The organism is Bacteroides sp., assembly GCA_036351255.1.
GTDB lineage: Bacteria > Bacteroidota > Bacteroidia > Bacteroidales > UBA7960 > UBA7960.
Genome location: JAZBOS010000070.1, coordinates 1 through 24280 on the forward strand (window position 1 = coordinate 1; position 24280 = coordinate 24280).

Consider the following 24280-nt stretch of genomic DNA (forward strand, 5'->3'; position numbering starts at 1 on the left):
AAACTCCAAACCCTATGCCCCATTCCATGTTCGAATCTACACGAACATGGTACGACCATGTTACGGACTTGTTAGGGAGAAAAGAAGTGAGAGGTGAGAATAAGAGCTTTTGATGCAATGATCAATTCAGCGGATCAATATGCTTTTTGTCAGGTTCATTTTGGGAAAATCGGTAAAATATTTGGGAAGAAAGAAAATCCAATCCTCTTTTTTTTATACTACATTCTTGCCTGAAATTTTTAAGTTTCGAATAAATTCTGATTTGTTTTTTTATTTTCTTGATTATTAAATTCTTAAATTTAAAGGTTATTAAACAATTGTTTATTTGCGGTTTAATGGTAAAAGAGTCAAAATCATGAAAACCATTCCCAGTCTTTTTGATCATCTGGATAATCTCCTTGAAAAAATTACCGGTGAAAAAGACCTGAGGCCACAGGATGAAGTGGAAAAGAAATATATGCTCACCCAGGGATTTATTGCCATTATCTTCTTGATTGCTTTTGGCATTGTGGCCAAAACCATTGATGCGAAAATGGTTTTAGAGTTTTCCCAAGTCTTTATTTTTATTATGCTTACTGGCATGTTCATCTTTTATCGGGCACGAAAAATTGACAATTTAATTCTTGTTTTCAAAATTTCAATGATTGTGGTTTCTTCCATATATGTTTTACGAATGGGTGGTTTATTTACCAGCGGTGGAATGTTTTTGCTGGCTGCCCAGGCTGTAACCAGTAGCATCATTTTGAAGAAATTCTGGAGAATTTTGGTTGTTGTATCCGTTTTTATTGTTTCCATGAGTTTGCTGCTGGCCTTTCAACCGTATTTCCCCACCGAAAATGCGCTTACATTTTCACAAAACAAAGTGATTTTCGGTATGAGTTTATTCGGAGTAACCGGTTATATTTTCTTTTTCAGTCTGTTTGCGGTTAACCTCTTTACCAGAATGGAACAGCGCGAAACACAACGGCAGAAAGAGATGAATGATGCAAAAACAAGGCTGTACACCAACATTACGCATGAATTCCGTACCCCCTTGACTGTAATTCTGGGAATGGCCGATTCAGTAAAAAACAATGGTCAGGAAAATATTGCGGCAAAAATGGATTCCATTATCAAAAATGGGAAGAACTTGATGCAACTTGTTGATCAGATGTTGGATTTAAGTAAACTGGAGTCAGGCAGGATGTCGGTGAATAAAATTAATGCCAACATCATTCCTTTCTTGAAATACGTTTTCCAGTTGCAGCAATTTTATGCCGAAGAAAAGCATATTTCCATGTTTTTTTCTGCCGGAAGCCAGTCGTACGAGTTGGAATTCGACCCGGAAAAAACGGCTGCCGTTGCTTCCAACTTATTAAACAATGCCATCAAGTTTACGCCCGAAGGAGGTCAAATAAGCATGAATGTTTTTGCAGAGGAAGACCTGTTATGCATGGAGATTAAAGACAATGGTATTGGAATTCCTCCGGAAAAACTGGATAAAATTTTTGACCGGTTTTACCAGGCCGATGACCAAAATACCCGGAAGGAAGGCGGCGCCGGGATTGGCCTGGCAATTACACGCGAGTTTGTACAACTGATGCAAGGCTCCATTGAAGTAAAAAGCTCTGCCGGTGTGGGAACTGTTTTCTCTGTGAAGTTGCCATACATCTCTTCGGCCAATAAACCTGATCTTAAAGAAGTTGAAAACCACCCCATTTATCAGGAAAGATATTCTGACACAGACAATTTCAGCCCGAATCACTTAAATAGTCGTCAACGATTATTGATTATTGAGGATAATCCCGATGTCGTTGGATACTTAAAAGCTTGCTATCAGGAGCATTACTCCATTCAAGTTGCAAAGGACGGGAAAGAAGGGTTTAATATGGCAGTTGACGAAATTCCGGATATCATTATCAGCGATGTAATGATGCCTGAGATGGATGGGTTTGAACTATGCCAAAAGCTGAAAGATGACTATAGGACCAGTCATATTCCGATCATATTACTCACCGCAAAAGCTGATATTCCATCGCGCATTGAAGGACTGGAAACCGGGGCAGATGCTTATGTGGTAAAACCATTTAACCAGCAGGAATTACTGGTACGCATGAGAAAACTCCTGGAACTGCGAAAAAAATTGTTTCAGCGTTACAGCAATGGAAACGGGATGCAGCCTTCAAGCGATCCGGTCCTTCAGAAAGAAGATGAATTTTTCAGAAAGCTGAAAGAAACCATTCAAAATAATTTGCAAAACGAAGACTATAATGTCCCTGAACTTTGCAAGGATATGGCCATGAGCAAGTCGCAGCTCTATCGGAAATTTAAGGCGTTAACCGGTAAATCGGTGGCCAGATATATTCGCACCCTTCGCATGCAAAAAGCCAGGGAATTGCTGCAAACAACATCCTTGAATATTACCGAAGTAGGTTACGAAGTAGGAATGAAAAGCCTGTCCACGTTCAGCCAGATCTTTAAGGAAGAATTTGGTGAAAGCCCCCGGGAATTTTTAAATCATCAGGCTGAAAAAGCGATTTAAATTGTGTTTGGGAAAACCCGGCAAGTATTCGGGAATTATTGAAAAGCCGGATTTGTGGTGTTGCAATACATTTGGTTTGTATAAACCCATAAAATGTATGGCAATGAAAACAAAAATTTTACTGCTGCTGGCTGCCGGCATGTTGTGTTGTTTCGCTTGCAGCAAAGAGCTTGACAATCCCGGGAACGACCTGACTGTGTCATTAAAATCGCTGGTTTCCGGAGAGGGAACCCTTGTTTCAGAGGTCATTCACAGCACCGGGCTTGAAGGAAACCTGGCAGGACTTCCTGCTGACCGAAATTTGAAAATTTACCTGCCTAAAAGCTATGAAACCTGCCCCGAAAAACGATTTCCTGTCATCTATTTTTTGCATGGCATGCCCGCCTGGGGAGGTATGCTGACGGATGCTGAGCCTTTTGAAATTTTCTTCCAAATGGCACAGTTGCAAGCGCGTGTTGATTTCCCGGAACAGGGATTTGAGCACTGGGTGAATGATTTGATTGACAATGAAGCCATGCGGGAAGTGATTATTGTAATGCCTGATGCCCGCACGATTTTTGGACCGTGTATCTATCAAAATTCTGAAATCCTGGGAAATTTCGAAGATTACATTGTGCAGGATGTGGTTTCGTATATGGATACCCATTACCGGACAATTCCGCATTTTAACTGGCGGGCGCTTACAGGGCATTGTGCCGGTGGCTATGGCGCTTTGCAGATTGCAATGAAATATCCGCATGTCTTTCGCAATGTGGGGGCTTTGTCGCCTGCCCATTTCCCGGAACCAACCTGGCTGGCCATTGCAGGATTTATGACCATGGAAGATGCCCTTTGGGAAGGTTATGGAGCTCCTGCAGGCCCAATGCCTTACGACCCTTTTCAGCCCTTTAAGTTTGCCAACAACACCGCATACGCATTGGCACAGGCATGGCTTCCCAATTTGAGTAACCCGCCCTTTTTCTGCGACCTGCCTTTTACCTATGTGGATGGGCAGCCAGTTATTGTTCCTGAGTTAATGACAAAGGTAAATGCCCAGAGCCTTTTTGCACTTTCCGCAGCCAATGTCACAGGCATGAGAAAACTGAAAACCATTTATTTTGATTGCGGGGAAAATGATGATCTGGGCATGTACGAACCCAACCTGATGTTTCACGAACACCTGATGCGCTTAAACATAAAACACGATTTCGAAACCTACAGCGGAACCCACATCAGCCACCTGTATGACCGGCTGGGAAAATTATGGATTGACTTGTCCAATGATTTTCCTGAAGAGGATTAATTTCCGGCATAAGCTATTTAAACCAAATCTCCCGGACAGGAACCTGCCGGGAGATAATTGGCTGCAGATGGTGTTACTGAAAGCCTGGTACCCAACCCCCCGGCTTTGCAGCAGGGCTATGAATCATTCTGCATCTTTTACACAGCGAACACCATGGGCATTCTGTTTATAATTATAAGCATAAGAATATACCCAAGGGGTGGAAAAATATACTTCTCTGTATGTGGCTAAGTAGGAGCCTGGAGAGGATTCGGTTGCAGTCCAGTAGTCAGCACATTTTCCCATATACCAAAAATATCCGCTTTGATCGCGGGTTCCTCCCGGCATGGCTGTAAAACCACTGCTGTTGTTGCTTTCGGGTTCGTAGCCAGGATTTCCTGGATATATTGAGGTCATCCATCCGGTGGTTGATGCCAGCGCTTTGGCAACGTAGGTGGCATTTCCTTCTAAACCATATCCATTGTCAGACAGGTAATTAATTAAAATGTTCCATTCATCGTTTGTGGGCAGGTGCCATCCGGCTGGGCAGGCGGCTATGGCTGCATCCCACATGTATAACCTGCCATAGGTTGCCACATTGCTTTCGTCATTTTGATAGGCATAAATTCCGTATATGTCATTCCCTTCTGAATCTGGTCCATTATAAGCCAGGTTTTCTGCCATCCAGGTTTGGGTGCCAATGGTAATGATTTTATAAACTTTCCCGTCGCGTGGATCGGTAAAAGTTTCATAGGTTGATCCTTCCGCGACCGTGATCATGAAACATTCGTATTGGTTACCGAAGAAGGCTTCACAATCAGGGCATTCTGTTTTATTTTTTGCCTTGAAGTTCAGCTTGGCCCTGTAAACATAGGTGCCGGGTTCTTCAATGTTTTCGGTGATGCTTCCTCCCTGGCAGTCTTCATATTCGTCGAGGCCAACAGCCTCCCATAGCAGGTTTTCCGTGTCGCAGCTCAAATCTTTGTACACTTTGTTGATGATCTCACCAAGTTCATTCACTTCTGCGGTAAAACCCCGTTCGATCATGATCCTCCCGCAGCTTGAAGAGAAGGTGATGGTAAAATCTCCCCCGGCTGTCACAGCCTCGGGATAGTCGAGATTAATCTCGGAAACCGCATCGGTTTTCAGACCGATTTCTTCCACGTTCATCATGTCCAGGTCCTTCTGGCAGGAATGAAACGTCAATGCCGTCAGCATGACTGCTGAGATGAAAAGAGCGATCCTTGCAAAAGCTCTTTTTTCTTGTACTTTTTCTTTCATAACCCTCTGTTTTTAGTGATTTAGTTAAAAAATAATCCAAACAATAATTTGGTTGGGTTCAATTGTTCCGGAAAATTACGGCGAAGAAAAAAGGCAGGAAAGAAATCAGGGCAGGGCTTTGCACGGATTTTATGAAAATGATGCAAAAAATGGATTTTCCACCCTAAATCCTTTTGCAGAAGCCCTGCCCACTGGGAGAAATGCCCCGGTTTCAGGAAGACTGGCATCTGTGCGTTGCCCCAGGGAAACCCGGGGCATAAAGGTCGCTCTTCAAAAAACCCCGGCCGTTTTCCTGCTTCCTTAAAATCTTTGCTTATTTGAGGGAAAGAGGGCCTCACCCAATCCTCCGTTTTTCCCCAAAGCCAGCAGCCAAAAACCAAATCTCCCGGACAGGAACGTGCCGGGAGATAATTGGCTGCAGATGGTGTTGCTGTTTGCCTGGGAAACCCTGAACCTTAAGCTTAACAGCAGGGTGTCAAATCATTCTGCATCCTTCACACAACGAACAGTCATATAGAATGTTTTGAGCGTATTGCCTGGTATAATGCCATCAAAATCATAAGACAGTCCAATGTATTCAGCAAAGCTGGGGTCGTAATTAGCACTGTTAGAAGACCAGAAAGAAGCCCATTGTCCAAAATAAGTCAATGAATATTCTCCGTAAAATCCGTAAAACCCTGCCGGAAAGGCTGAGAAACCGGTGCTGTTGTAGTTGCAGCCATCATCAGGGTTACCCGGGGCACTTGCAACGGCTGAGTTGTTCCATACGCCAGGCAATGCAATCGATTTGGCTACAGCGGTAGAAACTGTCCCGCAATAATAACCGTTATCGTAGAGGTAGTGCATCAGTTCAAACCATTCTGCCTTTGAAGGAAGGTGCCAACCTTCCGGTGCTACAGTTTGTGCCTGCTCCCAATTGTAATACCTGCCACAAATTTCAGTATCGTTTGGATTTTCGGTAATATAACTGCCTTCAAGGTTGTAAGCCAGGTTCTCAGCCATCCAGATCTGTTCGCCGATCTTTACCCACATATATACTTTGCCATCCCGTGCATCGGTAAAGGTTCCCAGATTTTCGTTTCCTGCAATCACGGTAAAACACTCGTATTGGTTGCCCAGGAAATCCCCGCAATCAACACATCCTGAATTGTTCTTTGCCTTGAAATTCAGCTTGGCCCTGTAAACATAGGTGCCGGGCTCTGCCAGGTTTTGGGTGATGGTCGCCCCCCCGCAGTCTTCAAATATATCTTCCACAGCAGGCTCCCACATCAGGTTCGGCATGTTGCAGGTCAGGCCCTTGTATACTTTGTTGGTGATCACACCAAGCTCATCCACTTCTGCGGTAAAACCCCGCTCAAGCATGATCCTCCCGCAGGTTGAGGAGAAGGTGATGGTAAAGTCTTCCCCGGCTGTAACAGCCTCGGGATAGTCGAGATTAATCTCGGAAACCGCGCCGTTTTTCAGGCCGATTTCCTCCACGTTCATCATTTCCAGGTCTTTCTGGCAGGAATGAAACGTCAATGCCGTCAGCATGACAGCTGAAATGAATAGAGCAATCCTTCCGAAAGCTCTTTTTTCTTGTACTTTTTCTTTCATAACCCTTTGTTTTTAATGATTTAGTTAAAAAAAATCCAAACAATGATTTGGTTGGGTTCAATGGTTCCGGAAAATTACGGCGAAGAAAAAAGGCAGGAAAGAAATCAGCGTCCGGCTTTGCACGGATTTTATAAAAATGATGCAGGAAAGCAGGGTTTGGCTATTCAGCCTCTTTAAACTGAAGCGCGAAGGTACTGGGACAGATCCCTTCAATTTTCTGGAAGACAGAACGGAATGAATTGCGGTTGGAGAACCCAGCGAGCGTGGCGATGGCTTCCAGGGTGAGCTGGCTGGTTTTCCCTTCTTCAATCAGCTTTTTGGCATGTTTCACCCGCCATTTGTTGCGGTAATCGGAGAAGGTCTCCTTCCTGACCTCCCTGAAATAATAGGCCAGGTGATGAACGGGGACCCCAATTTGGACCGCCAGCTGGTTGATGTTGAAATCGGTTGAAAGATAAGGCTGATCGTTTTCCATGAGCTCGTCCATGCGCCGTTCAATCAATTCAAGGTATTGCTTTTCAAAATGAACCGGCGATTTTTTTGTTTCTTCATCCTGTATATTGTCCGTTTCCTTAAGATCTTTGTTCCGGGACACCGGCATGCGGGGCAGGCCATATAAAATTTCCGGAAAGAGGAAGGGCGAGATCAGCAATCCGGTGAGCCCCAGGATCGAGATGATGCGCACCAGGTTGACCCCGAAGGAGATCTCCGAGAAATCCAGCTTAAAGGTGTCGATGATGAGGATGATATGGGTGGTGCTCATCAGGAAGACCAATCCCGTGAGGAGGACCAAAAATTTCAGCATGAAATACTGGCTTTTGAAAACTCCCTTTAGTTTATTCTGGGAATAATACCTGGCTATCAATCCCATTGACCATAGGGTATAGCCCAGCACCAGCAGGGGTCGGCTGAGGTATATATCGGCCACGCCGAAGAACCTGGACAAAAAGGTCAGGGCGTAGGCCTGCATGACTCCCACATTGCTGACCACCTCCCTGGCGATGGCTGCCTTTTCCGACAAGGGGACTGTAAAAGTAAAGGGGAGGCCTGCCAGAAAATAGATCAGCATGGGCAGTAAATGCCACAGATCGCGTTTACTAAGCTTGTTCTGGTCATTCAACACGCTCCTCACATACCAGAAAAGCATCGGTCCGGTTAAGTATAGTGGTGGAAAAACAAGGGAAAAAGACGCCAGGAGCCCGGTAACCACCGGAACCGATTTTGAGTAAAGCAAGCCCCACTGGGCCAGCATATAAAGGCTCAGCAGGAAAAAGAAACTCCCCAGGTAGTGTGTCGTGGTGTTTCTTCTCGCATTGAACGACAACAACAGCACCGACAAAAAGATCCCAAGGATGGAAAAAAATAAAAGCATCCCTTTGTATTATTTTCGGGGGGTTAAGTTAATAAAATTTTTCTCAACAAAATTAAGGGTTTCATGGATTTTCCCATCTTGCCGGTAATGCCTTTACCTCATTTCATCGGTTTCCTTGAATATTAGCCGGCATTTTTTAAGGCCATGGGATGGATCATCCCTGAACTCTGTAGTTCGCCCGATGTGATTGGAACGATGGTGGCAGGACCCTTTTTCTCTTTGGGGCATGGTGGATCCTGGTTTTGTCCTGTCCCCCCGCAATGCGCTTGAGGATGGTATCCAGGGCTGCTCCCCGGCAAGATCTCCCTGGCTGTTTTAAAATGACCCAGGAAAGCTTAATTTTGCTTAAAACAGACCCCATGGAAAAAATGAAAGCCATACGATACGACAAGAAAGGGACCCCTGGGAAACTTTCTTTATCTGAAGTGGATAAACCTGTTCCGAAAGATCACGAGCTCCTGGTCCGCGTGCACGCAGTCTCCTTGAATGCCGCCGACTACCGCTCCATGAAAATGGGGATCATTCCCAAAAAAAGGATCTTTGGCGCCGATGTGGCAGGAACTGTTGAAGCCGCCGGAGAAAAAACCGCAATGTTTAAACCGGGTGATGAGGTCATGGCCGATCTTGCCGGTTTCGGTTTTGGGGGTCTTGCCGGGTATGTTGCTGCTCCCGAAAGGGCATTTGTTTTAAAACCTGCCGGGGTTTCCTTTGAGGACGCTGCCACCCTGCCCCTGGCCGGCGTTACTGCCCTTCAGGCCTTGCGCGACAAAGGCAGCATCCAAAAGGATGAGAAGGTGCTGATTGTTGGCAGTGCCGGCAGCGTTGGATCATTTGCCGTCCAGCTCGCCAAATGGTTCGGGGCTGAAGTGACAGGAGTTTGCAGTTCAGGGAAAATAAGCCAGACCCTGGCCATTGGCGCCGATCATGCCATTGACTACACCAGGGAGCGTTTCTGGGATAGCGATAAGCGGTACGACCTCATTTTGGCAATCAATGGCAATTATCCCCTAAGGGCTTACCGGAAGGCCCTGACTCCCAGGGGACGCTATGTCATGGTGGGAGGCTCCCTGTCACAGATAATCAGGTCGCTGGCCTTTGGCTGGATCCTCTCCCTGGGTTCAAAAAAGATGAGATCCTTATCGGCCAAGCCTAGCCAGCATGACCTGGCATTGCTTGGGAGCCTCCTGGAAAAAGGCGTCATCAAACCAGTCATTGACAGCAGGTATACGCTTGCGGAAGCGACAGAGGCCATGAACTACCTGAGCCAGGGACATGCATCAGGCAAAGTAGTTATCAGGATAGAATGATACTTGCAAAGGGACCCTCCCCTTGATTTACCCGGGCTTGCTTTTCTGAAATGCAATCATCCTAAAAACCACGCATCATGAAGCCAGAAATTATCCATTTTAAGCTTGGCCTGACAAGCTGTTATTTGATCATTGGCAAAGAGATCGTATTGGTTGATACCGGGATGCCAAACAAGCTTCAAAGTTTTAAGAAAGTCCTGTCAAAACACCACATTGATCCGTCGCGCATTAAACTGATCGTGCTGACACATTCCCATTTCGATCATTGTGGTTCTGCCCGCGATATCAGGGATTTTACCGGGGCCAGGATCGCCATCCATGAAAGTGAAAGAGATTGCGTTGAACAGGACAACGTCATCATACCCAAGGGGGTCAACCTCAAAGGCAAAATTACCCAACCCCTCATCTTCTCTTTTAAGATCCCTTTCCCGAAATTCAGCCCTGACATCCTGATCGGTGAGGATCCCTATCCGCTTTCTGAATATGGCATTGACGGGCAAATCATCCACACCCCCGGACATACACTGGGCTCGCTGAGTGTTGTTCTGAATTCCGGCGAGGCTTTTGTGGGCTGCATGGCGCACAACGGATTCCCCTTCAGGTCCAGGGCTGGCTTGCCCATTTATGCCCAGGACATTGACCGCATCAAAGAAAACTGGAAAAACCTGATTGACAATGGAGCCTCTTTTGTTTACCCGGGCCACGGGAAGCCATTTCCTGCAGAGGTCATGAAAAACCGGCTGGGATATGCTGGATTATGATTACACGGATGATTGGCCTTGAGCATGGGGTATGGGGGGAGGATGAGACTTAAGAGACTTAAGAGACTTTAGAGAAAAGATAGTCCACAGATGAATACAAATGGGAAAACACAAATTGACACAAATAAATAATTGAAAATCAATATCCTAAACAAACCCCAAACTCCTAAACTTAAATCCGCTGGTAAGCGGATCCGCCGAAAGTCGGACAGGCGATGCTCTTGAACCTTGAACCTTAAACCTTAAACCTTAAACCTTAAACCCTAAACCCTAATCCCTAATCCCTAATCCTCACCCTTATCAGCACATCGCTGGTGGTCATGTACAAATATTTTTGTTCCGTATCAAAAGCACAATTGGAGGTGGCTTTGAGGGTATGGATTAAACCAAGGTGTTTCCCGTCCGGGCTTATGATATGCACCCCACCGGGACCTGTGGCAAAGATGTTGCCGCTTTGGTGAACCTTTAATCCGTCGGGCAGCCCTTCAGCATTTTCTGATAATGCCAGGAAATCAAACAATACTTTCCCATTTTCCAGCGATCCGTCTGCGGCGATCGCATAACGGTATAAAACCGGATTATCCGGATTTGATTGATTGATATACACGGTATTCTCATCAGGCGACAAGGCAATGCCATTAGGCATACTGAGGCTGTCGAGCAGCAGGGAAACCACCCCATCGGGACTCACCTTATACACCCCGTTAATTCCGATTTCACCGGTTTCATTCCCGGGCCTTCCGTAAGGGGGATCGGTAAAATAGACATTCCCTGCCTGGTCGATGGTGAGGTCGTTGGGACTGTTGAACTGCTTGCCCCCATAGCTGCCAGCAAGCGTCGTGAAATCCGCCTGCGGATCGTTCAGATCCGCCTCCATCCTTGCAATACGCCGGTCACCGTGCTGGCATACGATTAATCGATTCTGCGGGTCAAGCAATAACCCATTGGAACCCAAGCCTGAATCCTTGTTTTCAGGACCGGAATGTCCCGCCGATGCGAGGTAAACGCCCAGGCTGTCCTGTTCACTCCAACGGTAGATCTTATTGGCAGGCACATCCGAAAACAACACCGCCTTCAAATCATCCACCCAAACCGGCCCTTCGCTCCACCAGAATCCCTTTGCCAGGATTTCAAAAGGGGCATCGGGCTCAACCATCGTAAGGACCAGTGAGTCGTAAACCGCTATTTTAAACTGCTCAGCCAAAGGATCCTTGTTATTGTCCTCAGAGGAGTCGGCTTTTTTGCTATTATTACAGGAAAAGAATGGAAAAAGTAAAAAAGCAACAAGAATAACCAAGAGGTTTTTCATGATTTTGATTTTTTGAGGTTAATAATGGAAGCGACATTCAGCGCTGGTTTGGGTGCCTGCTACCAGGCGTATGCCATGGGTGCCTCGCCCCCAGGTCCAGGGAAGATCTCATCCAGCTTCTTAAGCACCTCTTCATCCAGCACAATGCTTGCCGCCCTTACTGCACTCTCGAGCTGTTCAATGGTGCGGGGTCCGATGATGGGTGCCGTCACCACCGGGTTATGCAGCAGCCAGGCCAGGGCGACTTCCCCTGGGGCATGACCGATTTCCCTGCACAGCGCCTCGTATCTTTCCAGCTGGGGGCGTTTCTTCTCCAACTCCTCCGACTGGTTCTTGTCGTTGCGCCTGACGCCCTTGTTTTTCTCAAGTGCACCTCCCAATAGTCCTCCTCCCAGGGGGCTCCAGGGGATCAGTCCCAGGCCGTAATGCCTGCAGGCCGGGATCACTTCCAGCTCTACCATCCGGTTGTTGAGGTTGTAGATGCTCTGCTCGCTCACCAGCCCCATGAAGCCCCTTTTGGATGCTTCCTGGCAGGCCGTGGCAATGTCCCAGCCCGCGAAATTGCTGGAACCCGTATATACGATCTTACCCTGCTTGGTCAGGGTGTCAAAACTCTGCCAGATCTCATCCCATGGACAATCGCGGTCAACATGGTGCATCTGGTATAAGTCGATCCAGTCGGTTTGCAGCCGCTTTAAGCTGCCTTCACAATGCTTGCGGATCTTATAGGCGCTCAGGCTCCGCCCGTCGCTGTTGACTTCAGGCAAATTAGCCTTTCGATCCACAGGATTGAAGACTTTTGTTGCTAAAACTACCGCATCGCGTCGTCCGCCTCCCTGGGCCAGCCATCGCCCGATGATTTCTTCTGTATAGCCGTGCTCCACCGACCAGCCATACACATCTGCTGTATCAAAGAAGTTGATGCCCAGCTCAAGGGCGCGGTCCATGATGTTGAAACTGTCTTCTTCGCTGGTGTGCCAACCAAAGTTCATCGTCCCCAGGCAAAGATTGCTGACCAATACCCCGTGCTTCCCCAATCGCTTATGTTTTACTGACATATTTTACGTTTTTATATGAATAAATGGGTTTTAGCCCGTTTTTTATTTTTGATAAATTTACCCAGATTCAATAAGAAAAGCAAGTTTTCCCCGACATCCATGTGAGAAGTTGGGAAGTTGAGTAGTTAAGTTAATCCCTGATTTCTCAACATCAACCTCAACCTCAACCTCAACCTCAACCTCAACCCTTTTTGTGTTCATTGTCTAAAAATTTGTGTCCATTTGTGGATTGGTTTTTTCTTCCACAAATGAGCACAAATGAAAAAAACATAAATCTACACAAATAAATAATTGGTAATCAATTTACTAAATAACACCTAAACCCTTAGACCCCTACCCCCAACCCCGATGATTCTTCCTTCCCCCTTCATTACTTCTTCGCTTCCGCTAAGGGCAGGAAGGGAGGTGGCACGAACAAGGTACGAACAAGGTACGAACATGGTACGGAGAAGATTAGTGAGAAATAAGAAATATCCAATATCCAAAAGCCAACATCCAAAAGCCAAAAGCCAACAGCAAACCTTCGTTTTTCCTATTTTTGCAAAGGAAGCCTTCCCGGCGAATGGATATCATTCCCGCAAGAACGCTTATTCGAACAAGGATGGACAAGATAGAAATCAAACAGCTCACCCCCAGCGACCTGGACGCCCTGCAAGCCATTGCCCGGCAGACTTTCTATGAGACCTTTGTCTTTACCAACACCGAAGAAAACCTGCGCAAATATCTGGACGAAAGCTTTTCCGCTGATAAACTGACCACTGAGCTCAACGACCCGAACGCTGTCTTTTATTTCGCCCGGCTCGACAAGAAAGTAATCGGTTATTTGAAAGTAAACTTTGGTCCCTCGCAGACAGCGTTTCAGGACGATAAAGCCGTTGAAATTGAACGGATCTATGTGCTGGCTGAATTTCACGGGAAGAAAGTAGGGCAGATGCTTTTGGAAAAATCCCTGGAAATAGCCCGGCAGAAAAAAGCGGAGACTGTTTGGTTAGGCGTCTGGGAACACAACCACCGCGCGATAAGCTTCTACCGCAAGAACGGCTTTGTAGAATTCGACACCCATATCTTTATCGTCGGCGATGACCCTCAGACTGACCTGCTGATGAAACGCAAGGTGGCACGGGGCGTGGAGCATGGGCATGGGGAAGGATGAGACTAAAGAGACTTTAGAGACTTAAGGGACTTAAGAGACTTACTGGAAAAGATAGTCCACAAATGGCCACAAATCAGGAAACACAAATCGACACAATAAATAAATGAAAATCAATATCTTAAACAAACCCCAAACCTTGAATCCGCTGGCCAGCGCATAACAGCCCAAAAGCCGCGTAGCGGTGACCGTATGGTAGAAGAAACACCCCTTTGATCCGTTAAGCCGCTTAGCGGCGACCGTTTATTTCTCGCATTTAGTAACACATGAAAATTAGCACAATAAATTAGGCCTTATCTTAAACCAATGAACATATGAAATTATCCGTTTGTTATAAGTCAGGTATTCATATCAACTTATTTACATGAATTGGAAAATTGGATTTAAAGCGCTGGCAGTTATTGCATTTGGAATCATTTCCACCACAGTTTATTCCCAGGAAGAAAATCATAATCACGACCATCATAAGTATGAACTAGGTTTAGCAAATTCATTGGTATACTTTGCAGGGGAAAAAGAATTTGCTTATGGTTTACATATACACCTGGTAAGAAATATTAACCATTCAAAATTTGGGCTCGGGCTTGCTTACGAAAGGATTTTTGACGAACACAAGCATAACTCAATAGGTGTGGTTGCAAGTTATAATCCATTAAAATCCTGGCATATCAACATTGCTCCTGGAATCGCTTTTGAAGACGCAGAACCCTCCGATTTGAAATTCGCTTTTCATGCAGAAACCATATATGATTTTGATATAGGAAATTTCCACATCGGGCCCTTACTTGATTTTGCTGTTGACCCTGAAGATTATCATTTTAGTTTTGGATTGCATATTGGATATGGATTTTAATTTTTGATTCCAGGCCTGATTCCCGGGTGCTATACCATTTGTTAATAGGCCGAAAACCAGCGTATACCAGCCTGCAACATCGGTTGATTGTCCCTTGCACTGAAATCGGGCTGAAAAAATCTCTACTCTGCTTAAAACATTGTATGTCGGGGAACCTTTAGCAGCCTCAAGGCCGCATCTATAAGTGTTGTAGTGAGGATGTGTGCAGGCCCAAAAACCCCCGCCACAGCGCCTGAAAAAGGCCTTAAACAGTCAAAATATTATCGATGCCAAATAACCCTGGCATCTGACCTGCCCTTAGTCTGAAGGCTGCGGCTGTTGATCTCCCCGGCGCCCTGAGAATAAATAGCCCCGGCATGTATGCCGGGTTTGCCAATACCAATTCCCATCGTGGGTTTTAGCCCAACCAACATTAACTTTAAAAAAATCTACCGACCCAGGTGTGAATCTAAAGTAAGGGTTTATCCCAACATATTAAAATATTTCTTAGCTTAGTATCCAAAACAAATCCTCTCGGCCATTGAATGAACCTGGAATCAGATTTTACCAGTGATGCCAGTGATTTCTTGGAAATTTCCCAATGAACTAAAAAAAGGCAAAAGGAATTTATTTGAAATGATAAACAAACCAAAAAGTACGGTTATACACCCGAATTTGTAATGATAACCCAACTTTTGGTAAGGGTATAACCGAATTGCGTGAATTAAAGGCCAAAGAATTAATGAAAAAATGAAAGAGAATTTTTTTATGAACCCTTAAAAAAATAAACCATGGTAGGAAACACAATAATAATCATAATCCTTTTTTCGATAGGATTTCAGGTAATAATGCTTCAAATAAAGCAGGATAAGAGGCATCAGGAAATTAAAGACCTGCTAAAAGAAATAGAGAACAAACTTAATAAATTAAGAGATCCTCAATAATCAGGAAAAGAAAAGTAGTTTTCCAAAAAAGTTTAATGGAACAAGAAGAAATAAAAAGCAGGCATAATAAATATGCACCATATTGGGCAGCAATATTAATCATTTTATTGGGAGCAGGCCTTTTAACAATTTGGTTTGATTTTGGTTTCTTTTGGAAAGGATATTTATTAGATATGGTCGGTCCCGGGTGGGCTTATATTTTATTTAGGGGTTTGTATACAGCAAAAGCAGATAATATATGGACACGTTTTTTTACTCCAAATAGAACTTTGTTAATATTTCTGATAGTATGTTTTGGAATTGAAACTTTACAATATTTTAAAATCTATTATTCAACCTTTGACCCTTGGGATTTTCTTGCTTATATTTCTATTCTTATTCCATTGTATTTGGCAGACCAAAGATTGATTAAAAAAAGTAAAAATACGCCCCACAACCCGCATTAATGAACATAGGGCGGAAATGGCTAATTTTGAACCAAGGCTGTCATTAAGCCAGTAATGACAAATAATATGAAAATAAGAATTCTAAGAGTTTTAGGTTATTGCGCATCCATTATCTGGATCATAAGTGGTTTAATAATTATTGGAAGCATTTTTCTTTCAGCAATAGGCGTTTACATCAATCTTACGGTAGGATTGTTATTTATCATTGCCGGAATATATTTAATTTGGAGGAATATGCTTTTTATAAACTTTTTGATGGAAGGCGGCGGCATTCAAACTAAAACATATAATAAGATTGTTATTGCTGAGATCATACTTTTCAAAACATTGTTTCTTTTTGGATTGGTAATTTTTAGTGCAATCTTTTTCAGGGTATTTATTGAGAAATATGCTGTGTTTGGCTGAAAGAAAGAAAAAGAAAGGTCTTTAACAGCCCAAATATCCTCGATTCCAACCCCTGAAATAAATAGCCCCGGCATTTCTGCCAGGGCTAATTATTGGATAAAATTTTATTTGCCAGGATGGAGGTATTTTTTCAGGTTCTCCACATAGGTTTCGAAGGCCGCTAACCCTTTACTGGTAATGGATAGCATCGTACTGGGATAATTGTTTTTATAGGTCTTCTCCACCCTGATGTATCCCGCGGCCTGCAATTTTTTGATCTGCACGCTGATGTTGCCGGCCGTAGCCTGGGTTTCCTCCCTGATGTGGGTGAACTCCACCTTGTCTGAGGCCACCAGCATCGAAACAATGGTTAGCCGCAGTTGAGAGTGCAGCAAGGGGTCCAGATCCTTATACATGGCGCTGTGCTTTCGTTGCTCTCAATAAGTACCCGGGAATAAGATAGCCGCAAATGATCGCCACGCCCACAACCAAGGCTGTATATTCATTGGAAACAAAGGTGGAAGCAATGCTGAATGCAAAAAATGCAATGCCTCCTGCGATAAAGGGCTTAAATTTAATGAACAGCCCGGTGGTGGTGGTGGCAAAGCCGGCAAGTAAAAGCATTAGGGGCGGGGGAGTAATTTCCAGTTGAATGCATAGAAAGGTCCCGGTAAAAAACGAAGCCACGGCCACCCACCACAATTGATTGACATAACGGTCCAGGTGGCTGTACACTTTCTTTTCCCGCTTTACCTTGCGTTCCATAAAAAACATGATCACGAAACCTATGGCAATAAATACCGCCCAGTTGCCCAGGCTGAACAGCCCCATTTGGCCGTAGGCTTCCTTGCTTTGTAAAACCTGCAGGATGAAAAAATTTGAAAAGGCTGCCAGGCTCAGCAGCCAGCCCCAAAGGAGAAAAGTGTTTGCCCCTTCCTTATAATTTATCTTGAAGTTTGAAATAGCCTTGTTTATAATGTCAAAGCTTTCTTCCGGTTTCATTTGTCTCTCTTCCATTTTTTTTCTTTTAGGGTGTTGGATTATGCAAATGTAAACTAGTTTATAATATAAACCAAATAATAATGAAAATATTTTTAAATAGCATGGGGCATGGGAGAAGAGAGGTGAGAGGTGAGAGGTGAGTGATGAGCCAATATCCCCTGGCCAAAAGCCAATAGCCAAAAGCCAATAGCCAAAAGCTGCTTATGGCAGAAGGAATTCCCCAAAGTTTTCCCGATGAATGACCTTGAGTTCGTGCTTTGGATAAGCATTGGTAAAGGTTTTGGAGAACTTCACCTGCTTTTTGGGGTTCCACTTAAATTCATAAGCAAACAGAACCCCATCCCGCTCTTCAATGTAGTCAATTTCCTGTTGGTCCTGGGTGCGCCAAAAATAGCTATTGGCCCATATCCTGTTGTATTCCAGCGTCTTCATTCGCTCACTGACCAGGTAATTCTCCCAAAGGGCACCAATATCATTTCTTAGCTCCGGGGGATTAAAGTTGGCAATCAGGGCATTACGGATCCCATTGTCGAAGAAATAAATTTTCCTTCCCCTCTTCAGCTCTTTTCTCAGGTTTCGGCTAAAGGCATTGATGCGGAAAATGACATAGCATTGCTCAAGGAGCTGTATGTATTTCTCCACCGTTTGATTATCCAGGTTCAGAAGTTGACCTAACTCATTGAATGAGACTTCACTGCCAATCTGCATGGCCAGCGCCTGCAGCAACTGGATCAGCTTATCGGCTTTCTTGATGTTTTGCCATAAAAGGATGTCCTTGTACAAATAACTGTCGGTCAATTGCCTCAAGATCTCCTTTTCATTGCCCGGATTGGTGATGACCTCCGGATAGCTGCCATACACCAGCCTGTGGGGCAGCATCGATTCCTCCTGCAGCAGGCCTGAATAGGAAACCATCTCCCCGAACGATAAGGGAAACAAACCATATTCCCATTTCCTGCCTGTCAAAGGCTCCTTGATTTCATTGGCCAGTTCAAATGACGATGAACCCGTGGCTATCAGCTTTTTGTCAGGCAACTGATCCGTGATCAGTTTCATGCTAATGCCAATGTCTTTGATTCGCTGGGCTTCATCAATGACAACAATGTTTTTCTCTCCAATGATAGCCTTCAGCCGCGACGAAGAGATGTTTTCAAAAAGCGCCCTGACATTGGGTTCATCCGCATTGAGCCACAAAACGTCTTCCCTGCCTTGAAAAATCTTTTTTATGACAGTGGTTTTCCCGGTTTGCCTGGCACCATAAACAATGATAGCCTTCTGGTCTGCCAGCCTGCCCTGGATAAGCGGCTCTATTGCCCTTGAAACCATAATTCAGATGATTATATTCGCAAAAATAACGTTTTTTTTGCGAATATATTCCTGAAAACATAAAATAATTTTTCTTGACAATGAAGTGTAAGGAGCCAGGAGCAAGGGGCATGGAAAAAGCCGCGTAGCGGCGACAGGATGACTTCATTCATTTTGGCTATCCCCTCGGTTTGCCCTCCATCCCTTAGCCTGAGGGTTGTGGCCGTTCATTTCCCCAGCGCCTCCAAATCCATAACCCCGGCATGGATTACGTTTTTTTCTGTGGAAAAATGATGCTTTTATTCAATTAAAAAGAGAATGTGGTTTGGGTAATTATCAACAAACCTGATGTTTTGATCCTGTTAAGAAATGACGGGAAGCCTTTCAGCCTGAAAGTCCTTTTCTTTCCCGAAAGGAAGATGATCCGGGAAATGTTCGGGGGGTTGAACCCCAAAGATTAAGGCCTTTCTGCAATCAGTTTTGCCACAACCTGCCCCGAAATAATGGAGGGCGGCATGCCGGGGCCGGGTGAGGTCAATTGCCCGGTGTAGTATAGATTGGAAATCTTCTTATGGTGCAGCCGGGGTTTCAGGATGGCGGTTTGTTTCAGGGTGTTGGCCAGCCCGTATGCGTTGCCCCTGAAGGCATTGTAATCGCTCACAAAATCGCTGAGGCAAAAAGAGCGTTTGTAAACGATATGGTCCCTTATATCCTGGCCTAACACATGCTTGATTCGGTCGGCCATCAGGTCGAAATACTTTTGGCGCATGGCTTCGCTGTCGTCAATTCCGGGTGCCAGTGGCATCAGCAGGAAAATGTTTTCGCTGCCTTTGGGCGCTACCGTAGGATCGGTTTTCGAGGGGCACGAAACGTAGAACAAGGGATCGGTAGGCCATGCCGGTTCAGTGTATATCTCTTTTGCATGCAGGTCAAAATCGCGGTCAAAAAACAGGTTGTGATGTTCCAAACCTTCAATTTGCTTGTTCAGGCCTAAATAAAACAGCAGCGAACTGGGTGCCATGGTGCGCTTCGCCCAGTATTCCGAAGAATAACGCCTGAATTGCTGCGGCAACAGTGTTTGTTCCACGTGGTGGTAATCGGCACCGGCAATCACGTAATCGAATAAATAACTGCCCTTGGTGGTCGTAAATCCAGTGGCTTGGCGGCCGATGACCTCAATACTTTTTACAGCTTCATTTACATGAAATTCCACACCAAGTTCTTCTGCCAGGCTCACAAAGCCTTCAATGATCTTGTGCATGCCACCCATGGGGTACCAGGTACCCAGTTTCAGATCGGCATAATTCATCAGGCTGTAAAGCGCCGGCGTTTTTTCAGGGGTGGCTCCAAGAAACAAAACAGGGAACTTCAGTATCTCACGAAGTTTTTCGTTCTGGAAAAGTTTCTCAATCTGCGAAGAGATGGAGCTGAACATCTGAAGCCTGAAAAGGCTACGGAGTACACGGATATCGGCAAATTCAAGCAAAGACAGGCCGGGCTTCCACACAAACTCTTCCATGCCCACCTTGTACTTGTATTCGGCCTCAGCCAAAAATTTTTGCAGGTTTTTGCTGCTCCCAGGCTCTATCGATTCGAAAAGCTGCTCCAGCTCCTCATAGCTGGCCGGAATGGACACAATATCATCTTTTCCGAATACAACGTTGTATGAAGGGTCGAGCCTGACCAAGTCATAATAATCGGAAGCGGATTTCCCGAAATGCTTAAAGAAGTTTTCGAAAACCTCTGGCATCCAGTACCATGAGGGGCCCATGTCGAACGTAAAACCCTGCGTTTCGAACTTGCGGGCACGCCCGCCCAGGCTTTCGTTCTTTTCAAATACGGTAACCTTAAAGCCTTCCTTTGCCAGGCTGCAAGCCGCTGCAAGCCCTGCAAAGCCCGATCCGATAATTCCTGCCGTTTTCATTGTCCTGAATTTTGTGTTCCTAAAGTTAAGGAAACATTGAAAACAGGGAAATGTTTTGGGGAAATAATGGAAATTTTTCTCTAAAACTCCTTGCCTCAAGGCTACGGCTATTGATTTCCCCACCACCCCAAAATAAATAGCCCCGGCATTAATGCCGGGTTAGTCAATACCGCCACCATCGGGGGCTTTAGCCCAAACCAGCATTTATATTGATAGATCCCACCCACCCGGGTGTGCATCTATTGTAAGTGTTTACCCCAACGAATTAAAATATTTCTTAGCTTAGTATCCAAAACAATTCCTCTCCGGCCACTGAATGAACCTGGAATCAGATTTTAAACGTGAGGGTTAAACACCCAAATCTGGCATGATAACCCAAGCTTTGGTACGGGTATAACCGAGTTAGGCACAATCATTAAAATATAAAACATATGAAAGCATTATCATGTTTTATTCTATTTGTCTTCCTTTTAAACTCAAGTTGCAACCAAATTGATTACGTTCTAATTGAATCATTTCAAGACAACAACGTTCCTGAATTAGAATTAAACGTTTCTGATACTACCAAAGTATTGCTTGTTTTTTGCCATGCTGATGATGAAATTGGAGTGGCTGGATTAATCGCGTTTCTTAAAGAAAAGGGGGCAGAAATTCATTTGTTGACACTGGGCCATCACCCTTTACAAGAGGGTATCGAGACAAGAATGAAGGAACTTAACTGTGCTGTTAACAAATTAGGAATTAATGAGTTTGAAGTAAGCGGTTTGGTCACCAGTACATGGGAAGAAACGTTACAGAATAAAGTTATTTGGTATGATATGAAAGACAGTATAAAAAACATTATTGATAGGAAAATTGATAATTATAAGCCGGATATTTTGGTTACATGGGATAATGAAATTGGAGGCTACGGACACCCTGAGCATAGATTATCCGCTCAACTGACGGAAGATCTGTTTAACGAAAATAAATATAATCCAGATTATAGTGTAAATACAATATTACAGTTTACATTTCCTGATAAATTGGAAAAGTTTATGGTATCTGAAAATCCGGGATATAAATTAGCGAAAGAATTGACTGGAAACGATGGTCTTCCGGATCCGGATTACTCGCTGGATATAACCAATTATTGGGAAATAAAAAATAATGCAGCCCAGTGTTATCAATCAGTAATGTATACAATGGAACATTTCTTTCTTACCTATGACAAGAAAAATGAAGAGAGGCATATTAAGGCATTTAGCAAAGAATATTATACAGTAATTTCAAGATAAAAACTGTGCCTAACAAGAGGTGTAACCAATTTGGGCTGAAGGGGTTAGGCAAGCGGGAAGGCAAGCGGGAGTTTCTTAAAGGGAGAAAAATCCCCAGCCCTGCGCCCCAAACCGGGCACACCCCCAGCCGTTCTTACAAAGCCTAAAAATGTACCCTCCACAGCCTTAAAAACGCCAGAAACAGGCAAATGATCATCGCCATCAAAACCATCTCCATCTGGTCCATCCCTGGCCTTAAGGCTACGGCTATTGATCTTCCAGGTGCCCCGAAATTTAATAACCCCGGCATTTATGCCGGGTTCAACAATACGAATATTCATCGGGGGCTTTAGCCCAAACCTTTAACTTCTTTGGGTTTAAACCAAAGGTGGGTGCTATTCATTTATGAATCAGCCGAGGATTGGAAACGCTTTGTACATTTTCAACAGGGTGATGGTTTCCTGTTTCAGGCGGAGTTTTACAAATTGCCTGGTGTCATCGCTCATAAGTTCTCCCATCCCACTGAGAATCCTTTTCTCATTGATCTGTTCAACGGCATCTATACATTTTTGGAGGTAAACATCCAGGGGCATACCCATCCTTTTTTCAATGATGCCGAGGTTTAAGGGAGTTCTTTTTTCCATCAGGAAATGGCAATCAAAAACGTCGCGATGGGTTAAGGTTTTCCGGTCCAGGAGTGCACAAAGCTTATGCGATAGCATGTCAGGCAATTGCATGACCCTGACCTGGATGCCCAGGTAGTTTCTGATTTCATAACGATCCCCAAATTCCCGGTTTGAAATCTCAATTTTCAGATTGCGCTGATGCTGACCATAGTCAAGAACAATGATCATCCCGTGGTGTTTTTTCGCCTCATCCCGGATGCTCCCATACTGCATGACAATTTCCCGTATACGGTCGTAAACCAGGTTGGTTTTACCAAGGTTTAGCAAGTTAAAATCAAGGTCAACAGAGAAACGGGGCAAGTCGTGGAAAAGCATCAAAGCTGTACCCCCTTTGAAACCCAGGTTGTTTGCCAGCTCAAGGTCAGCATAAATGTCCTTTAACAACTGAATCAAAAAAAATTTATGCCTGTTTATTTCCACCATTTTCTCCTCTTTTTTGATGTGGAATGTTACTTAAATTCAGAAAGGAGGGTATGGACCTTTTCGTTCAATGCATTTGAACCGTATATTGGCAGGATTTCCAGGATCCTTTTCCTTTTAAGCACATGGGGATGATCCAGGTGAAATTCCTGGTCGAGATACAAAAGGTCGAGAAAAGCCCTTTCGGGTTCAGCGATATTAATCCCTTCCGGAAGGCGCTCAATGCCCGTGGTGTCTACCAGGATGGATTCCTTGATCCGGCGGTATTGAATGCCTTGCCCATCCACTTCCAGGGTCCTGCTCAGGTAACTCACCACCGTAAACGACGCTGAATACTGAAAAATAGCCCCAGCTTTGCGCAACACATATTCAAGCGAAAGATAGGAGGGGGTGTTGATTTTGCAGGCCAGTTCTTCCGGGTTGTAATCCTTCTTGGCATAGATCCCCTTCCGGATATTCAACAGCCTTTGCCTGCGCACAAAATAGTTGACCTTTTGTTTAAGCCGGTTGCTGTCGGTCTCACCCAGCAATAGCCCCAACTCATTAAAAGTAAATACCGTACGCCTGTCCTTAAACACTTCCAGGATGAAGTCTGTTTTTTCTTTCATAAACCAATGGTTAGGTTTTTTCAAACCTTTGGTTTATAAAATTAATGATTTTTCAAATACAAAACCATTTCCATGGAAAGAATCTGCTGACAATTTTTTGAAACTGAAACAGGGAAAAACCAATATCTGGCCCCGGCATTTATGCCGGGTTCCCTGTGCCACCTCTACGGGTTGGAGATGGTTAGGGGGTGCCTGTTTTTCTATCGATATGCCACCCCTACGGGGTGGAAATCCCCCCTAGGCAGAGGTGAAATTTTCTAAACCTACGGCCTGTTTCCAGGCTATTCCTCACCTTGTAGGGGTGCATTGCGATAGCACCACCTAGCCCCCCTCCCGGGAGGACCTCGTAGAGGTGCCATAGCGATAGCACTCGGTCAACCCTCCCACCAGGACGCACCTTGTAGAGGTGCCACAGGGATTGTGTTGGCCTTCCATCCCCCAGCCTGGAGGCCGCGGCTATTCGTTTATGAATCAGGCAAACATTGGTAACGCCTGAAATATTTTAAATCAAATCCTGTAAACCTGCAAGGATGAAAACATTTGTTTTTTAACCTTTTTGGGTAAAAAACAATTATTATATTTGGCTTGAAAAACATGTCAGGAAAGGACATTCGTATGATTTTATCATCCTTATAAGCGAGATACAGGGCATTTAGTAAATAAACTACAAAATACGATCATTAAATCAATTCTTTAAAATGGGAAAGATAGCTGAAGTACAGGAAAAAATTGAGTCCCGATTCAGGCAACAAGTACGAAACGATAAGAAAGTGAAGAATGCCTATCTGCTTGTTCATTCCGAAAAGCTTGGCATTGACCTCAATATGGCCGAAGGACAAACCGAAGGAATGCAGGCA

The 24280-nt window shown here is 44.6% G+C and carries 21 protein-coding genes; 9 read left to right on the forward strand and 12 right to left on the reverse strand.

Translation table 11 applies throughout. From position 1 onward, the window contains the following. The first annotated feature begins 355 nt into the window (after positions 1-355). Together V2I46_06280 and V2I46_06285 are read left to right on the forward strand one after the other, a co-directional pair. Positions 356-2521, forward strand: coding sequence for an ATP-binding protein (locus V2I46_06280; GenBank protein MEE4177101.1), 2166 nt, complete (start codon positions 356-358; stop codon positions 2519-2521). Positions 2522-2624: 103 nt separating this feature from the next. Next, positions 2625-3803 (forward strand): alpha/beta hydrolase-fold protein, encoded by a 1179-nt coding sequence (locus tag V2I46_06285; protein ID MEE4177102.1) that lies wholly within the window; start codon positions 2625-2627, stop codon positions 3801-3803. Positions 3804-3926: 123 nt separating this feature from the next. Here the strand turns inward: V2I46_06285 and V2I46_06290 are convergent, their stop codons facing one another. From V2I46_06290 to V2I46_06300, 3 genes are all read right to left on the reverse strand, one after another. Continuing rightward, a complete protein-coding gene (locus V2I46_06290; GenBank protein ID MEE4177103.1) occupies positions 3927-5063 on the reverse strand; it encodes an FISUMP domain-containing protein in 1137 nt (378 codons plus the stop codon). 480 nt (positions 5064-5543) lie between these two features. Next, complete coding sequence (locus V2I46_06295; GenBank protein ID MEE4177104.1) at positions 5544-6659, reverse strand: FISUMP domain-containing protein; 1116 nt, start codon at positions 6657-6659, stop codon at positions 5544-5546. A 160-nt stretch (positions 6660-6819) separates the two neighbouring features. Further along, complete coding sequence (locus V2I46_06300) at positions 6820-8031, reverse strand: helix-turn-helix domain-containing protein (GenBank protein ID MEE4177105.1); 1212 nt, start codon at positions 8029-8031, stop codon at positions 6820-6822. Positions 8032-8390: 359 nt separating this feature from the next. Here V2I46_06300 and V2I46_06305 point away from each other — a divergent pair, with 359 nt between their 5' ends. Further along, on the forward strand, positions 8391-9338 hold the full coding sequence (locus tag V2I46_06305; protein MEE4177106.1) for an NAD(P)-dependent alcohol dehydrogenase: 948 nt from the start codon (positions 8391-8393) through the stop codon (positions 9336-9338). Between the two features lie 77 nt (positions 9339-9415). Continuing rightward, entirely contained in the window at positions 9416-10099 is a 684-nt protein-coding gene (locus V2I46_06310; protein MEE4177107.1) for an MBL fold metallo-hydrolase, read from the forward strand. A 277-nt stretch (positions 10100-10376) separates the two neighbouring features. Here the strand turns inward: V2I46_06310 and V2I46_06315 are convergent, their stop codons facing one another. Together V2I46_06315 and V2I46_06320 are read right to left on the reverse strand one after the other, a co-directional pair. Beyond that, positions 10377-11408 carry an SMP-30/gluconolactonase/LRE family protein gene (locus tag V2I46_06315; protein ID MEE4177108.1) on the reverse strand — a complete coding sequence of 344 codons (1032 nt, stop codon included), beginning with the start codon at positions 11406-11408 and terminating at the stop codon, positions 10377-10379. Positions 11409-11467: 59 nt separating this feature from the next. Continuing rightward, on the reverse strand, positions 11468-12466 hold the full coding sequence (locus V2I46_06320) for an aldo/keto reductase (GenBank protein ID MEE4177109.1): 999 nt from the start codon (positions 12464-12466) through the stop codon (positions 11468-11470). 601 nt (positions 12467-13067) lie between these two features. On the opposite strand from V2I46_06320, the gene V2I46_06325 reads away from it, so the two are divergent. From V2I46_06325 to V2I46_06340, 4 genes are all read left to right on the forward strand, one after another. Then, on the forward strand, positions 13068-13619 hold the full coding sequence (locus V2I46_06325) for a GNAT family N-acetyltransferase (protein MEE4177110.1): 552 nt from the start codon (positions 13068-13070) through the stop codon (positions 13617-13619). Positions 13620-13980: 361 nt separating this feature from the next. Continuing rightward, positions 13981-14469 carry a hypothetical protein gene (locus V2I46_06330; protein ID MEE4177111.1) on the forward strand — a complete coding sequence of 163 codons (489 nt, stop codon included), beginning with the start codon at positions 13981-13983 and terminating at the stop codon, positions 14467-14469. A gap of 958 nt (positions 14470-15427) precedes the next feature. After that, a complete protein-coding gene (locus V2I46_06335; protein MEE4177112.1) occupies positions 15428-15838 on the forward strand; it encodes a hypothetical protein in 411 nt (136 codons plus the stop codon). A 66-nt stretch (positions 15839-15904) separates the two neighbouring features. Next, on the forward strand, positions 15905-16243 hold the full coding sequence (locus tag V2I46_06340; GenBank protein MEE4177113.1) for a hypothetical protein: 339 nt from the start codon (positions 15905-15907) through the stop codon (positions 16241-16243). 104 nt (positions 16244-16347) lie between these two features. Here V2I46_06340 and V2I46_06345 read toward each other — a convergent pair whose 3' ends face one another. The 4 genes from V2I46_06345 to crtI all read right to left on the reverse strand — a co-directional run bounded on the left by V2I46_06345 (position 16348) and on the right by crtI (position 20453). Then, positions 16348-16638 (reverse strand): transcriptional regulator, encoded by a 291-nt coding sequence (locus tag V2I46_06345; protein MEE4177114.1) that lies wholly within the window; start codon positions 16636-16638, stop codon positions 16348-16350. After that, positions 16631-17239, reverse strand: coding sequence for a hypothetical protein (locus V2I46_06350; protein ID MEE4177115.1), 609 nt, complete (start codon positions 17237-17239; stop codon positions 16631-16633). Before V2I46_06350 ends, V2I46_06345 begins: the two co-directional genes overlap by 8 nt. A gap of 186 nt (positions 17240-17425) precedes the next feature. Then, a complete protein-coding gene (locus V2I46_06355) occupies positions 17426-18550 on the reverse strand; it encodes an ATP-binding protein (protein ID MEE4177116.1) in 1125 nt (374 codons plus the stop codon). 436 nt (positions 18551-18986) lie between these two features. Further along, the gene (crtI, locus tag V2I46_06360) at positions 18987-20453 is read right to left on the reverse strand and encodes a phytoene desaturase family protein (protein ID MEE4177117.1); all 1467 of its coding nucleotides are present in this window, start codon (positions 20451-20453) and stop codon (positions 18987-18989) included. A gap of 431 nt (positions 20454-20884) precedes the next feature. Between crtI and V2I46_06365 the strand changes: the two genes are divergently transcribed. Beyond that, complete coding sequence (locus V2I46_06365) at positions 20885-21730, forward strand: PIG-L family deacetylase (protein MEE4177118.1); 846 nt, start codon at positions 20885-20887, stop codon at positions 21728-21730. 44 nt (positions 21731-21774) lie between these two features. Here the strand turns inward: V2I46_06365 and V2I46_06370 are convergent, their stop codons facing one another. The 3 genes from V2I46_06370 to V2I46_06380 all read right to left on the reverse strand — a co-directional run bounded on the left by V2I46_06370 (position 21775) and on the right by V2I46_06380 (position 23423). Beyond that, positions 21775-22050: a hypothetical protein gene (locus V2I46_06370; GenBank protein MEE4177119.1), complete on the reverse strand. Its 276-nt coding sequence runs from the start codon at positions 22048-22050 to the stop codon at positions 21775-21777. Between the two features lie 69 nt (positions 22051-22119). Next, positions 22120-22818, reverse strand: coding sequence for a nucleotidyl transferase AbiEii/AbiGii toxin family protein (locus V2I46_06375; GenBank protein MEE4177120.1), 699 nt, complete (start codon positions 22816-22818; stop codon positions 22120-22122). 26 nt (positions 22819-22844) lie between these two features. Next, positions 22845-23423, reverse strand: coding sequence for a hypothetical protein (locus V2I46_06380; GenBank protein MEE4177121.1), 579 nt, complete (start codon positions 23421-23423; stop codon positions 22845-22847). Positions 23424-24280 lie beyond the last annotated feature (857 nt).